Raw genomic sequence first — 12,978 nt, 5'->3', positions numbered from 1 at the left:
CTGCTTTATGATCATAAAGCAGAACTTTTTAGGCGGTGGATAATATGAAACAGGAATACAAGCGGCCGCTTCTTTTCATTGCTTCCCTTTTCACGGCCTTTTGCACCGTTTATTTCGGCGGCAGACTGATCGGTTTCTATATGACGGAATACCCGAAATGGAACGGACAAAGCGCCGATGGAAATTGGGAGGCCGTGATCAAAAAGATAGAAGGCCGCACGCTATTTGGCGGAGACCTCTATTGGACAGGCGACCGCGGGGAGCTGGACGATATATATTTGGAAAAGTTGGTCGTAAAGTTTGGTGATGAAATCGTTTTGAACTCCCAAGTCGAGACGCCGATGAAAGATTACGCGGGAGGCGAATTCCCCGGCGGAGGGTCAAAAGAACAATCCGTTTCTTTTTTGGAAGAGCTTGAAGAAGCCGAATTCGCTGGCCGCAAGATCACGGTTCAATTGGATTGGAGAGAGGGCAAACAAGCGTCCCATACAGCATTTACCCTTGATAAAAGCTCATGGTAAAAGGCGGAATATCGATTATATTCCGCCCACCTCAATTTTGCTTCGCATCGTCAGCTCTTCCTGCGGCCCCAAATCCCGAAATCCGGTCACATCCTTCGGAAGGTTGAGGTTCGGTGCATTCGTCATCCAAGTATATGGCTCTATACAAAGCAGGTCATCCTGATCAGATGTACCGTTAAACACAACCCAGTGCTTAAAATGACCGTCGCATTGGTAGCAGACGCGAATGCCGGCGAGGCTGTCCGCAATGACGGCCGCGCTGTTTCCTTCCTGGTCTTGTTCAGCTGCCAATATATCGTCAAGCCTTTCTCCCGCTGCCATTTTTCCCGCTTTGAACTCCTCTGTCACCCGATACTCGCCTGTCGGCAGCATGCGGTCTGTCAGCGTCCATCGCTTTGAGGCAGGAAGAGTAAACAGACACCTTTCTTTATCTCCTGCTTCGTTTAAAGGATAGCGGAAAGATGTGTGGTACCCCAATCCGATCGGCATCGGGTCTTGACCGCGATTGACAGCCGATGCATCGATTTTCAGATGCTGTCCTTCTAACGTGTAAGTGATGGTGATGGAAAACGAGTGCGGAAAGATCGCTTTAATATCGGGATGATCATCAGAGTCCAGCTTCGTCTGCACGATGATCCTCTCTTCTGTTGCCTCCACTTTTTCGACCGTCCATTTTTTATCGTAAAGAAATCCGTGCAGGTGGTTTTCGAGCGGCTTTTCATTGATCGGCAGCTCGTACGTTCTTCCCGTATATGTAAATCTTCCGTGATCGATCCGGTTGGGAGGAAAAAGAACAGGAATTCCAAATAAAAACGGATTCGCGTTATATTCTTCCTTTGTTTCAGGCGTTTTCAACAATTTCAAACCGCTCGGCTTCCACTTCAGTGAAATTAAATTGCTTCCCCACCCGGGCACAAGTACAGCCTCTAAATCATCATTTTCCAACCAGATCGCTTCCTCATCTAAAAACCGGCTTTTCTGAACAGTGTAAGACATTCGCATTTCCCCCTATTTTGGCTAAAGGATCAGTGAAACGTGTATCAAGTACATGCCTATCTCCAATCTATTATATCTTAAAAAAGTCAGCGCTTTCAAAAGAGAATGGGCGAACCTTTGAAAAATGTTTGAAATATTTTAATTTAAGTATATAATCTATTTTTCTGTTATAATACGTTTATGCACAAAAGCATCAAAGTATTAAAGAGAGATATTTCTTCTAATGAGGTGTGTGACTTGTCAAACGAAAAACGTCTATCGTTTTCCATATCGGCTCTATTGTTTTTAGCCATATTGTTCATTATTTTCACCAGCTTATTCATATTTAAAGCAGAAGCGCACATACCGCTGTTGATTTGCGTTGGTTTTTTAGCTGCGGTCGGCGCGGTGAAAGGCCATTCCTGGAAAGACCTTGAAAGCGGCATTGTCTCAGGCATCCGGAATGGCGTTCAGCCGATTATCGTCCTTTGTTTAATCGGCATCTTAATCGGAGTCTGGGAGTACAGCGGCGCGATTCCGACGGTAACGGTTTACGCGTTGAATCTCATTGAACCGCAGCACCTGCTGCTCACCGCACTTTTCAGCTGTCTTGTGATCAGTTCATTGGTCGGCTCCAGCTTTACGACGGTCAGCACGATCGGCGTCGCCCTCATCGGCGTGGCCGCAGCGGCCGGCGTTCCACTGACATGGGCGGCGGGAGCTGTGATTTGCGGCGCCTGTTTCGGCGACAAAATGTCTCCGATGTCTGACACGACCAATTTTGCCGCAGGAGTCGGAGAGCTTCCCATTTTCAAGCATATTAGACATATGGCGGGAACGACGATCCCCGCTCTTTTGATCACGATTTTGCTTTTCTTTTTCATGGGCCGTTCTTTAACGGCGGCACCGGCTTCTACCGAAAACATTCAAGCGATCATAAACGGAATAGAAAGTACAGTCAACATCAGCGTCTGGGCGCTTCTGTCGCCTCTTCTTGTGATTGTACTTGCTGTCAGACGAACGCCCGTCATTCCGTCGCTTGCAGCGGGGATCGTTTCCGCCGGAATTCTTGCCGCGTTGATACAGCCTGACGCCAGCATTTCATCGTTTTTGTCAGCGATGCAGAATGGTCCTGTTTTCTCAGCCGACACTGAAGCCGTTGAGAAAATTTTAAACCGCGGCGGCCTTCAATCGATGATGGGCTCTGTTTCCCTGATTATCATCGCATTCGCGCTCGGCGGTCTCATGGAAAAGATCGGCCTGATTACAAGCCTGCTTGAAGGTGTGATCAAGGGCATTCATACGAAAGGCCGGCTTGTGTTCTCAACCGTTTCATCAAGCATCGGCATGAACCTGGCGACAGGCGAACAGTATTTATCGATCTTGATTCCCGGACAGTCCTTTAAAAAGCTGTATGACAAGCTCGGAATCGACCGGAAACATTTGTCGAGATCGCTTGAAGACGGAGGGACATTAATCAATCCGATGATTCCTTGGGGAGTCAGCGGCGCGTTCATGTCCAGCGCGCTCGGCGTTCCCGTTATTGAATATTTGCCGTTTGTGTTTTTCCTATATTTATCGCCGCTCTTTTCAATTTTGTTCGGTTTCCGCAAGTAAAAAAACGCCGTTTCCCCATGGAAGCGGCGTTTTTCTTTGTTAAACCGGTTTGGCTGTCTCTGACAAAATGCTGTTTTGCAATGCGGTCTGCACATTTTTGGTGAGCGGTCCGGGCGCTCCGGAGCCGATAGTTTGCCCATCAATCGATGTGACCGGAATGACTTCGGCTGTCGTTGACGTGATGAACACCTCATCTGCATTCAGCAATTCATCCTTTGTCACCGCTTTTTCTTCATAGTTCAAGCCGTGTTGCTCACACAGCTGAAGCACTTTCATCCGCGTGATGCCGTTTAAGATGAGCGTTGTCACAGGATGGGTGTAGATAACGTTTTGCTTGACGACGTAAACATTTGAGGACGTCCCTTCCGTCACCAACCCGTCGCGAATTAAGATCGCTTCGAATGAAGAAGCTTCATACGCTTTTTGCTTGATCATTACATTGTACAACAGATTTAAACTCTTAATGTCGCATCTCAGCCAGCGCATGTCGTCCGCAGTAATAGCTGAAACGCCGTTTTGCTGTTCTTTTTCAGGCTTTTGAATAGGAAATGTATAAGCCGTCACCTGAGGCGTAAGCCCTGCTCCGTATTGGTGCTTTCTCGGGGCTTTTCCCCTTGTCACTTGAAGATACAGCCCGCCGTCCCGCATTTGATTGATGTCGACGAGCTCTTTCAGCTGGCTTTTCAGCTCGGCTTCTGAAAAAGACAAGTCGATTCCGATTTCGGCTGCGCTTTTATATAAGCGGGCAATGTGTTCATCAAGCGTGAACAAGATTCCATTGTAAATGCGGATGACTTCATAGACGCCGTCTCCAAATTGGTAGCCTCTGTCTTCAATATCAACCGCACACTCGCTCCGTTCCATCAGCCGGCCGTTAAAAAGAACTTTCATTTCTCCATCCCCTTGTTTTTTGTTGACTTCTGAATTTTCTCCATTCCATTCTAACACGACCCTGCCCTTCAAAATAGTGCAATATTTCCAAAAACTTTTCTCCGCCTTCATGATCAAAAAAACAGCATTCCCCATCGTTCAGCATTTTCTATTAAAATTTGATATATTTTTCCCTTCATCCTGTATTCATCTTCTTTCCAATCCTGTATACTTAAACATTGTGATCCATTATTTTATGAGACTAGCATTCTATAATGGCATTGGAACGAGAAAAATGATACGGAGAGAGTGACATGCGCCAAGTATCAAAAAAAACTGCCCCATCTGTAGCTTATCTGTTGACGAAAGCAGCGTGCTTTTTTGTTTTGTGTCTGATTCTCCTGTACGTGTGGGACCTTTCACAGTCCTCTGCCGCCGCTGAGAAAAAAGAGCTTACGGTGTCGGAAAACAGCCAAATGAGGCATGAAGGAGACAGCGTTCCGCTCAAAAAAGCAACGCAAGGCGAACTTCTCGATCACTTGAGCACAAAACAGCAGATCGAAAAGCGCAAGCAGGAAAAAGAGAAGCAAAAAGCTGCCGCCGAAAAAAAGCAAGAAAAATTGAAGGAAAAAACGGTTTATTTGACGTTTGACGATGGGCCTTCAGCCGTAAGCCAAAGGCTGCTGCAAATTTTATCCGAACATGACGCTAAAGCGACGTTCTTCATGCTCGAACCGAACATGAAGCTTCACAAAAAAGCCGTTCTCAATATGAAGCAGCAGGGCCATGCACTTGGACTTCACGGAGTGACCCATGACCAAAAGCAATTTTATAAAGGCGCCAATTCTCCTCAGCTGGAAATGAAGCAGGCTCAAAAAACGCTGAAGTCTATCACCGGGGTTGAAACCCATTTAATCAGAACGCCTTACGGGAGCAAACCTTCGCTGACCGAAGCGCAGAAAAAAGTGCTGAAAAAGAACGGATTTGTTTATTGGGACTGGAATATTGACAGCATGGACTGGAAATACAGAAGCCAAAAATTCGTTCCGGAAGTCATGAACCAGCTGAATACGCTGGAAAAGCGGCAGACAAAACAGCCGATCGTGATCCTGATGCACGATATTCCTTCAACGGTTCAATCGTTGCCGTTATTGCTGACAAATTTAAAAAACATGGGGTATTCATTTGCAACGCTTGATGAATCGATGACACCCGTTCATGAATAACACCCCATACCTGATCCCCTGCTGAAGGGGATTTTTTTTATTTCCTCCCGCAAGTGTGATTATCTGACACACTTGTTGCCAAACAAACCGTTTTCTGATTATGATGCAGTTATCTTTATATCATGGGGTGAATAAATGAAAATTGAAGAGCTGCATTCGACTGCCGAATATACCAATCAATTGGCCGAGCTTCTCATCCGGGTCGTCGATGACGGGGCATCGATCGGCTTTCTGCCCCCGCTTGATGAGCAGCTGGCGGAGGCTTATTGGAAAACAGCCGTCACACCGGATTCGGTGTTATGGATTGCCAAACAAAACGGCCGGATCGCAGGAAGTGTTCAATTGCACTTATGCACAAAACAAAACGGCCGCCACAGAGCGGAAATCTGCAAGTTAATGACAGATCCCGCCTTCAGGCGGCAGGGCGTCGCCAGATCATTAATGGAAAAAGCGATCGACAGGGCGAAACAGGAAGGCAGATCTCTTCTCGTGCTAGATACAAGGGAAAAAGACCCGTCCAACCTTCTTTACGCTTCGCTCGGCTTTGCCGAAGCCGGCCGCATTCCCGCATACGCGGAATCTGCAGACGGCAGCTTCGATACATCCGTTTTTTATTATAAAAAATTGTGATGAAGCTCAGAAAAAGGCGCTCCGGTCTGGAGCGCCTTTTTAACAGTTAAGCTTCCGAACAAACTCGGCGATTTTTTGATGGATGACAATATCAAATAAATGATCGTAAGGTGTCTTATCGAGATTGATCATCGCTTTCTTCAAGCCTGGGATCAAGTGCGCTTCTTCAGGAACAAACCTGACAGGCGCCACTTCGAGTGAAGTGCCGATCACCAAAAGCAGGTCGGATTCGTTGAGGACTTCAAAAAGCGTGTCAAAATGCTGAACGGCATCGCCGAACAGCACGACATCCGTTTTTAATATGAATCCGCATTCTCTCCCCTTGCCATTGACGCGATGGCATCTTGGCACTTCTTCTTGAAGAATGTGGTCAAGACCATAGCGTGCCCCGCATTTTGGGCATGTGGCAGTTTGGATCGAACCGTGCAGTTCATATACATGGCGGCTTCCCGCTTTAAGATGCAGTCCGTCGATATTTTGCGTGAACACCTTGACATCCTTACCGCTTTTCTCGAGATCGGCTAAATAAAGGTGCCCGTCATTCGGCTGATAAGTTCCGGTCATTTTCATTTGAAAAAGCTCTTTAAACTTCGGCCAAAACAATTTTGGATATCGTTCATAATAATCACGACTCATCGCTTCCATTCTCGACAGATCTTCCGTCCATATGCCGCCGGCTGAACGAAAATCGGGAATACCTGATTCCGTGCTCATACCGGCGCCTGTCAAAACGGTAATGCGCTCGGCATTTTCGATCATCTCCACAAATCTCAGGGCTTTTTCCTCCATTTGGCTTGTCTCCCTTCCAAAAGCGTTACCTAAGCTTCTCCTTGCTGATCTTTCATTTTCTTCAACTCAAAGAGGCTGTGACCCGGAGAAACAAAATCAACCTGCTCCTCTTTCATAATATCAAGAATTCGGTAGTTGACATCCTGTCTGACGTCCAAGTTTTCGGCCCAGACCGTCGTATTGGTATAGTAGTTGAAGAAGATGCTTAAATGCGTATCCTTCAGGACGTCGAAATTGACCATAATGACATCCGGGTTGACCCCTTCGTGCGACTTGAGCATTTCTTTGAAACGCTCCACACATCGTTCGACTTTCTCGCGCGGGGTGGATGGATCGATTTCGAGCGTAAAGGTGACCTGACGCTTTCGCATTTTCGTCCAGTTCATGATCGCTTCGTTAGCCAGCACCGAGTTGGGGACGGTCACGAGAGCTTCTCCGGCCGTGCGGACTTTCGTGCTTCTGAACGATATATCTTCAACAGATCCGGTGACGATATTTGTTTCAATCCAATCGCCGATTGTAAAGGGCTTCTCCATAATAATGACAATTCCGCCGAAAAAGTTGCCGACAGTGTCTTTTGCCGCAAGAGCAAAAGCGAAGCCGCCGAGCCCGAGTCCGGCAACAAATCCGTTGACATCATAATTGAACTCTCCGGCGATGACGCTGATTCCGAGCGCTACAATAATAAAGCGGAGAATCTTGGACAAAAACGGCGCAAGAATATCATCCATATCAAGCTCAAGCCGCTTGTTGATTTTATCGAATAAAACCGACGAAGCCGCCGTTAAGTTGTATAGGCCGCTTACAATAACCAAAATCACGGACACTCTGTACAGTTTATGAACGATCGCCATATGCCCATCAAAAAACGGGGAATAAATGATGGCCAGATAAATACCGAGTATCGCAAAAAACCACCGGGCCGGCTTTTCAAACGCCAGCGCCACCTGATTAAAAAAGTCTGTTTTCGTCTTATTCGTCAATTTCAGTATTAAGTTGAACAAGTACTTCGTAAATATTTTTCGAAACGCGAAAAATAAAAGAAGGATACCGATGCTGATTCCGATATCGACAGCGAAATCCATTGTCATATACTTTTCGAACATTGCTTTCTCTCCCTTATTTCACTCATCAAGCTTTAATTATACTAAAACGAGAAAAAAATTTCTCATTTTATTGTGCACCAAAAATAACCGTCGACACACATAAAAGGCTGCCGAACACTTCGGCAGCCTGATGATCATCATATTTTATTGTTCCAGAGACAACGTGATTCGGGCCAACACCGCTATTTCTTCTTCTGAGACTGTGTTTGATCAAGGAGAGTCGCTTTAAACATTTCAGCATCGGTTTCGATCTTAATCCGTTCTTCCACTTTAATTCTCCCTTTACCCATCATCTCGCCTCCTTTTGTCCATTATAAAATATCAGAATCTTTAGTAAATGATCCTTTTGTACCATTTTGCCGAAATTTGTCGCTTGTCTCTTCTCCCTGCCCTTTGTCCGCTTCAGTCAAATGATTTACTTGCATCGTCAAAATCGGGTATCCTTGTGATGGAAAGATTTTATCAAGAGGAGCTGACATGCTTGCATATTATCGCACATCGCGGAGCCTCGGCTTACGCCCCTGAAAATACGTTTGCCGCTTTTGAAAAAGCGGTGGAGCTCGGGGCTGATTTTATCGAACTCGATGTACAGCTGACAAAAGACGGCAGACTTGCCGTCATCCACGATGACAAAGTTGACAGAACGACAAACGGTACCGGGTTCGTTCGCGAGTATACGATGAATGAGCTCGAAAAGCTTGATGCGGGAAGCTGGTTCAGCCCGGAATTTCAGGACGAAAAAATCCCTTCACTTGAAGCTGTTCTAGGGAAATATCACAACAAGACGGGCCTTCTCATCGAAATCAAGTCGTCCAAAACCCAGCCCGGAATCGAAAAAGCGGCCGGACAACTGATCAGCCGGTTCGGCCATTCGATGAACACGATTGTCCAGTCGTTTGACGCAGGCGCCATGAGGGCGCTTCATCACATGTATCCTTCGATTCCGACCGCCGTTTTGATCAGGCCGCGATTCGGAATGCTGCCGCGCGCCCGGCTGCGGCAAATCGCGGAGTTTGCCCGGTACGTCAGCCTGAAAGCTACGATGGTCAGCCCTTTTCTGATCAAATCGATTCACAGCTGTGATTTGAAGGCGCTGGCCTGGACGGTCAACGGGAAGAAAACGGGACGCCGCCTGAAAAGCTGGAAAATCGACGGGATCATTACCGACTACCCGGATTATTTTTGAGAAAGAAGGAAGAGTATGAAATCATCTGTTGCCGTTTTTATCGGAGGAGCCCTCGGCTCGCTGCTGCGCTACTTCGTCAATCTGCATGGCGGCACCGCCGGTTTTCCTTGGCCGACTTTTATTGAAAATGCGTCTGGAAGCCTTCTCCTCGGCCTTTTGACAGGTTTTTTTGCGGCTCGGGCAAAAAAGCCGCTCGTCCAGTTATGTTTAGGAACGGGGTTTTGCGGAGGATATACGACAATGTCCGCTTTTTCTAAAGAGACCGTATTTTTGCTGCAATCGGCCGCTCCGCACATCGGGGTTCTGTACTTGATCGTGTCGCTTGCCTGCGGGGTGTGCTCCGCATTTTTGGGCATCATGATCGGCAAAAGGATGAGCGGAGCGTCAGGGAAAGAAAAGGAGCGGTATCAATCATGATGGCAGTTGGATTTATGATCGCCGGAGGATTCGGCTCCGTTTTAAGATTTTGGCTCGGCAATATGCTCATGGCGATGTTTCCGCGCCCGCGCATTCCTGTCAGCGTGATGGTGGTCAATATTGTCGGCTCATTCGCCCTCGGCATATTCGTCAGCCTCGGCATTGACAATCAAACGGTCTCTATCTTGGTCGGAACTGGATTTTTCGGAGGCTTCACAACATTTTCCACATTCAGCGTCGAAGCGGTTCAGCTTTTGGCTGCAAAACGTGTAAAGGATTCAGCGGTTTACATGCTGCTTACAATGGCATGCTCACTCGGGGGGTTCTGGGCCGGCAGCATGCTGATTTTGTAAAGATGATGAAACAATGATGCTCGTTCGGCTATGAACAGGCGCTTGCACATGTACTTCCGGTTGTCATTTTTCTTGCGCCCGCCGTCGCAAAAGCTGTGCCCTGATTTGAATGGCATTGTTCAGAAAGGAACACCACGGACAACTAAAAAAGATACAAACACATTAAAGAATCCATTTTGAATGCTTCAAAATGGATTCTTCCCTTTTTATCCTTTTTCAATGGCCGCTGTTTGAAAGCTGTCCCAATTCGCAGAAATAACGTTCAAAACATCGTCTTTTTCTTGGTAAGCTCCAATTTGTCCCCCGTCCATCGTCACTTTATACAGGGGAAACTCATTGTGTGTCAGACCGAGGCAGAGTGCGATGCCGGCTGCATGTCCCCGCGCCGTCTGTTCGATCCAGGCGGCGCTTTTCATTTTTGCCGAATCTTCGGGATGATCGATAAAGCCGTTCTCCGTCAATATGGCGTGCATCGCTGTTTCCCGAAGAACATGAAAGTTCGCCTTCTTCATTCCCCTGTCCCTGAGTCCGTTCTGCTTGATCACTTCGCCGTGAATGATCCGTTGATAAAGAGCAGTAACCGACTCATCGGTCAAGCCGCTGTAGATATAATCTTCATACCCGTACGCCGTACCGTCAAAAGCGTTTGTATGAATGGAGACAAATAAATCGGCCCCCCACGAATTGGCATCATCTGTGCGCTCCTGAAGCGTGACCGTTTTGTCTGTTGTTCTGCTCAGCCTCATCTCTGCGTTATCATACTCTTTTAATAGAATGTCATTCATTTTGAGAGCAATCGCAAGCGTCACGTCCTTTTCCTGCAAACCGTTTCCCGATGCTCCCGGATCACTTCCGCCGTGTCCCGGATCCAAATAAATCTTCATGTTCAATCTCCTCCTTTGATAATGGTTTCAAGACGTTTTTTGAGCCGGAGTAAAATCCAACTGATGACAAGCCAAGCCAAGTTCCGATCATCATATCTTCCTTCCAGTCCCCTGCGGTAAACAAGAGAGAAATCGAGATGCCGAAGACAATTGCACAGATGGGGAGAAATCGTTTCTGAATGCCGACAAGCTTTACCGTATGCACCAATCCCGTAATCAGCGGAACGAGCGCAATTTCAGAAAAATCCATGTTCTTCCTCTCCTTTCCTGAAGCGTTTGTCTCAAAAAATGACCGGCATTTGTTTCATTACATGTGTCAAACCTCCCCGCTGTTTAAAGCTTGTCTTTATCATAAAAGAAAAGCTGCCCTCTCCCGTGTCATCATCGCGTCAAGAACCTGAAAAAAAACTGAAGCGGCCAGAAAAGAAGGGCTTGTTTGAGACAAGCCCTCGCATCCGTTAAATATTCGTGATCGCCGCCAAGCTGACAAGCAGCTTGTCCAGCAGCGATTTCTTCATTAAAAACAGCGTTTTTTCGCTGTAGCCGATTTCCATCGCGCATTTTCCCATGCTCCAATTATGAATATACCGGCATTCCACCAACTTCCGCTCGAGCTCATCCAATTCTGAGACAGCCGTTTCCATCGAATCAAGCAAAAATTGATAGAGCCTTTTTTCCGCGTCGATCTGATATTCAGCGTTTCTTTCTTTGACGGTGAGCCCGTTCTTTTGCTCCTTCTCCATCCTCCTTTCTAAATTGAGCACGGCGGCTTTGTAATTTTTCCAATTCCGCAAATGAAATTCGATCCGCTTAATATACGTTTTCCTCTCTTCCTCCGAAATGATTTCGTACCACAGCAAATCAATCACCTCTCAAACAGAACGTTTGTTCCCATTATATACGAACAAAAGTTCCTGTTCAAATGACTTTTTTCTTAAAATCAAAAATCACCTTGAGCTATTTTTCGCTCAAGGTGACTTCGTTAACGACGACCGGATTTGCCGGTGCCAGCTCTACATGTTCTGTTGTTTGTTCCCGCTTAACTTCGACGTGCTTAATCAGACGCCCTTCCATTTCGAGAACCGTTATCGTGTAAGAGCCGATATGCACCGCCTGGCCTTCCGCGATATCTATGTTTTCTTTCAGCACAAGTCCGCCGACTGTTTCGACTTCCTCTTCCTCGAGATCGTCTTCAAACAGCTCATTGACCTGATCGATTCTCACTTTGCCGTCCATGATGTATTCATGATCGGAGACTTTTTCGATAAGCGGTTTTTCGTCTTCATCGAATTCGTCCCTGATTTCCCCGACGATTTCTTCAAGAATATCCTCGGCCGTCACAAGACCAGATGTCCCGCCGTACTCATCCGTTAAGATCGCCATGTGAATCCGCTCCCGCTGCATTTTGATCAGCAGCTTTTGAACAGGCACGGTTTCAATGACTTCAATAACCGGACGGACATAGGCTTCAAGGGACAATCGCTTTTTCTCAGCCTCTGACATCATGAGCATATCCGTAAACAGCTGTTTCGTATTGATCATGCCGATGACATGATCCTTATCGCCTTTATAGACAGGCCAGCGCGTATACTTTTCCTGCAGCATGACCGAAATGGCCTCATCGATCGGCATATCCACCGGGACGGAGGCGATTTCAGTGCGCGGCACCATAATTTCTTTGGCGATCCGATTGTCGAATTCAAAGATTTTATTAACGTATCTATATTCAGACGGATTGATTTCTCCGCTTTTGTAGCTTTCTGATAACAGGATTCGCAGCTCTTCCTCCGAATGGGATTCATCCTTTTCCGAAGCAGGCTTCAAACCGAATAACCCGGTCAGCACTCTGGCTGAGGCATTCAGCGTCCAAATGAACGGGAACATCACAACATTGAAAAAGTGCAGAGGTCCCGCCAGCCACAGTGTCATCTGTTCGGCTTTTTGAATCGCGATGGTTTTTGGGGCAAGTTCTCCAACCACGACGTTCAGGAATGTAATCACTAAAAATGCAATGGCAACTGAAAGAGCGTGCGATACAGCGCCAGAAACATGCAAGCTTTCAAAGACCGGATGCAGCACCTTTTTAACCGTAGGCTCCCCCATCCAGCCGAGTCCGAGTGCTGTAATCGTAATGCCGAGCTGGCAAGCTGAAAGGTATTCATCCAAATCCGACACCACTTGTTTTGCGCGAACCGCCTTTTTGTTTCCTTCAGCAATCAGCTGATCAATGCGGGAGCTTCTGACTCTGACAATCGCAAATTCCGATGCCACGAAAAAAGCGGTTAATGCAATCAGAATCCCGATGATTATCAGACTAACAATATCGTCCATTTAACCTTATCCTTCACAAAGGACAAGGAGTCACCTCCTGATGAATTCAAATTCCCTTAATAAGGCTGATGTG

Annotated in this window: 16 protein-coding genes; 7 read left to right on the top strand and 9 right to left on the bottom strand. The window is 46.8% G+C overall.

Going from position 1 to position 12,978, the window contains the following annotated elements:
* The first annotated feature begins 44 nt into the window (after positions 1-44).
* Positions 45-521, top strand: coding sequence for a DUF4944 domain-containing protein (locus M1D59_RS05400; protein WP_023856536.1), 477 nt, complete (start codon positions 45-47; stop codon positions 519-521).
* A gap of 15 nt (positions 522-536) precedes the next feature.
* Here the strand turns inward: M1D59_RS05400 and M1D59_RS05395 are convergent, their stop codons facing one another.
* Positions 537-1,517: an aldose 1-epimerase gene (locus M1D59_RS05395; protein WP_458117859.1), complete on the bottom strand. Its 981-nt coding sequence runs from the start codon at positions 1,515-1,517 to the stop codon at positions 537-539.
* 237 nt (positions 1,518-1,754) lie between these two features.
* Between M1D59_RS05395 and nhaC the strand changes: the two genes are divergently transcribed.
* The gene (gene nhaC, locus M1D59_RS05390; protein WP_458117858.1) at positions 1,755-3,113 is read left to right on the top strand and encodes a Na+/H+ antiporter NhaC; all 1,359 of its coding nucleotides are present in this window, start codon (positions 1,755-1,757) and stop codon (positions 3,111-3,113) included.
* Positions 3,114-3,152: 39 nt separating this feature from the next.
* On the opposite strand, the gene dat is transcribed toward nhaC, so the two are convergent.
* Positions 3,153-4,004, bottom strand: coding sequence for a D-amino-acid transaminase (dat, locus tag M1D59_RS05385; RefSeq protein ID WP_161513206.1), 852 nt, complete (start codon positions 4,002-4,004; stop codon positions 3,153-3,155).
* Positions 4,005-4,297: 293 nt separating this feature from the next.
* Between dat and M1D59_RS05380 the strand changes: the two genes are divergently transcribed.
* Positions 4,298-5,209: a polysaccharide deacetylase family protein gene (locus tag M1D59_RS05380; protein ID WP_023856532.1), complete on the top strand. Its 912-nt coding sequence runs from the start codon at positions 4,298-4,300 to the stop codon at positions 5,207-5,209.
* A gap of 135 nt (positions 5,210-5,344) precedes the next feature.
* The gene (locus M1D59_RS05375; RefSeq protein WP_025811792.1) at positions 5,345-5,839 is read left to right on the top strand and encodes a GNAT family N-acetyltransferase; all 495 of its coding nucleotides are present in this window, start codon (positions 5,345-5,347) and stop codon (positions 5,837-5,839) included.
* 39 nt (positions 5,840-5,878) lie between these two features.
* Here M1D59_RS05375 and M1D59_RS05370 read toward each other — a convergent pair whose 3' ends face one another.
* The 3 genes from M1D59_RS05370 to M1D59_RS05360 all read right to left on the bottom strand — a co-directional run bounded on the left by M1D59_RS05370 (position 5,879) and on the right by M1D59_RS05360 (position 8,024).
* On the bottom strand, positions 5,879-6,628 hold the full coding sequence (locus tag M1D59_RS05370) for an NAD-dependent protein deacylase (RefSeq protein WP_458110518.1): 750 nt from the start codon (positions 6,626-6,628) through the stop codon (positions 5,879-5,881).
* A gap of 29 nt (positions 6,629-6,657) precedes the next feature.
* Positions 6,658-7,734 carry a mechanosensitive ion channel family protein gene (locus M1D59_RS05365; protein WP_106070786.1) on the bottom strand — a complete coding sequence of 359 codons (1,077 nt, stop codon included), beginning with the start codon at positions 7,732-7,734 and terminating at the stop codon, positions 6,658-6,660.
* A 182-nt stretch (positions 7,735-7,916) separates the two neighbouring features.
* Positions 7,917-8,024, bottom strand: a complete 108-nt coding sequence (locus M1D59_RS05360; RefSeq protein WP_003180159.1) for a YhdX family protein — start codon at positions 8,022-8,024, stop codon at positions 7,917-7,919.
* A gap of 191 nt (positions 8,025-8,215) precedes the next feature.
* Between M1D59_RS05360 and M1D59_RS05355 the strand changes: the two genes are divergently transcribed.
* The 3 genes from M1D59_RS05355 to crcB are packed head-to-tail and all read left to right on the top strand — an operon-like array spanning position 8,216 to position 9,690.
* Positions 8,216-8,920 (top strand): glycerophosphodiester phosphodiesterase, encoded by a 705-nt coding sequence (locus tag M1D59_RS05355; RefSeq protein WP_326251201.1) that lies wholly within the window; start codon positions 8,216-8,218, stop codon positions 8,918-8,920.
* Positions 8,921-8,935: 15 nt separating this feature from the next.
* A complete protein-coding gene (locus tag M1D59_RS05350; protein ID WP_023856526.1) occupies positions 8,936-9,337 on the top strand; it encodes a fluoride efflux transporter FluC in 402 nt (133 codons plus the stop codon).
* Positions 9,334-9,690 (top strand): fluoride efflux transporter CrcB, encoded by a 357-nt coding sequence (gene crcB / locus M1D59_RS05345; protein WP_039072566.1) that lies wholly within the window; start codon positions 9,334-9,336, stop codon positions 9,688-9,690. The genes M1D59_RS05350 and crcB overlap by 4 nt, the downstream gene beginning before the upstream one ends.
* A gap of 206 nt (positions 9,691-9,896) precedes the next feature.
* On the opposite strand, the gene M1D59_RS05340 is transcribed toward crcB, so the two are convergent.
* The 4 genes from M1D59_RS05340 to M1D59_RS05325 form a co-directional block, all read right to left on the bottom strand.
* Positions 9,897-10,574 carry an N-acetylmuramoyl-L-alanine amidase family protein gene (locus M1D59_RS05340; RefSeq protein ID WP_458117857.1) on the bottom strand — a complete coding sequence of 226 codons (678 nt, stop codon included), beginning with the start codon at positions 10,572-10,574 and terminating at the stop codon, positions 9,897-9,899.
* Positions 10,537-10,824, bottom strand: a complete 288-nt coding sequence (locus M1D59_RS05335; protein ID WP_003180149.1) for a hypothetical protein — start codon at positions 10,822-10,824, stop codon at positions 10,537-10,539. The genes M1D59_RS05340 and M1D59_RS05335 overlap by 38 nt, the downstream gene beginning before the upstream one ends.
* Before the next feature lie 208 nt (positions 10,825-11,032).
* The gene (locus M1D59_RS05330) at positions 11,033-11,434 is read right to left on the bottom strand and encodes a hypothetical protein (protein WP_003180147.1); all 402 of its coding nucleotides are present in this window, start codon (positions 11,432-11,434) and stop codon (positions 11,033-11,035) included.
* 97 nt (positions 11,435-11,531) lie between these two features.
* Positions 11,532-12,905, bottom strand: coding sequence for a hemolysin family protein (locus tag M1D59_RS05325; RefSeq protein ID WP_003180145.1), 1,374 nt, complete (start codon positions 12,903-12,905; stop codon positions 11,532-11,534).
* Positions 12,906-12,978 lie beyond the last annotated feature (73 nt).

The sequence above is a fragment of the Bacillus sp. PK6-026 genome (genome assembly GCF_054161455.1).
This window is presented reverse-complemented; position numbering and strand designations above follow the sequence as displayed.

What these genes read in the sequence shown, in the direction of transcription:
- M1D59_RS05360 (WP_003180159.1), bottom strand. Translation starts at nt 8,024, where the DNA reads ATGGGTAAAGGGAGAATTAAAGTGGAAGAACGGATTAAGATCGAAACC.
- M1D59_RS05375 (WP_025811792.1), top strand. Translation starts at nt 5,345, where the DNA reads ATGAAAATTGAAGAGCTGCATTCGACTGCCGAATATACCAATCAATTG.
- M1D59_RS05370 (WP_458110518.1), bottom strand. Translation starts at nt 6,628, where the DNA reads ATGGAGGAAAAAGCCCTGAGATTTGTGGAGATGATCGAAAATGCCGAG.
- M1D59_RS05350 (WP_023856526.1), top strand. Translation starts at nt 8,936, where the DNA reads ATGAAATCATCTGTTGCCGTTTTTATCGGAGGAGCCCTCGGCTCGCTG.
- M1D59_RS05380 (WP_023856532.1), top strand. Translation starts at nt 4,298, where the DNA reads ATGCGCCAAGTATCAAAAAAAACTGCCCCATCTGTAGCTTATCTGTTG.
- M1D59_RS05400 (WP_023856536.1), top strand. Translation starts at nt 45, where the DNA reads ATGAAACAGGAATACAAGCGGCCGCTTCTTTTCATTGCTTCCCTTTTC.
- M1D59_RS05395 (WP_458117859.1), bottom strand. Translation starts at nt 1,517, where the DNA reads ATGTCTTACACTGTTCAGAAAAGCCGGTTTTTAGATGAGGAAGCGATC.
- M1D59_RS05365 (WP_106070786.1), bottom strand. Translation starts at nt 7,734, where the DNA reads ATGTTCGAAAAGTATATGACAATGGATTTCGCTGTCGATATCGGAATC.
- M1D59_RS05335 (WP_003180149.1), bottom strand. Translation starts at nt 10,824, where the DNA reads ATGGATTTTTCTGAAATTGCGCTCGTTCCGCTGATTACGGGATTGGTG.
- M1D59_RS05325 (WP_003180145.1), bottom strand. Translation starts at nt 12,905, where the DNA reads ATGGACGATATTGTTAGTCTGATAATCATCGGGATTCTGATTGCATTA.
- M1D59_RS05340 (WP_458117857.1), bottom strand. Translation starts at nt 10,574, where the DNA reads ATGAAGATTTATTTGGATCCGGGACACGGCGGAAGTGATCCGGGAGCA.
- crcB (WP_039072566.1), top strand. Translation starts at nt 9,334, where the DNA reads ATGATGGCAGTTGGATTTATGATCGCCGGAGGATTCGGCTCCGTTTTA.
- dat (WP_161513206.1), bottom strand. Translation starts at nt 4,004, where the DNA reads ATGAAAGTTCTTTTTAACGGCCGGCTGATGGAACGGAGCGAGTGTGCG.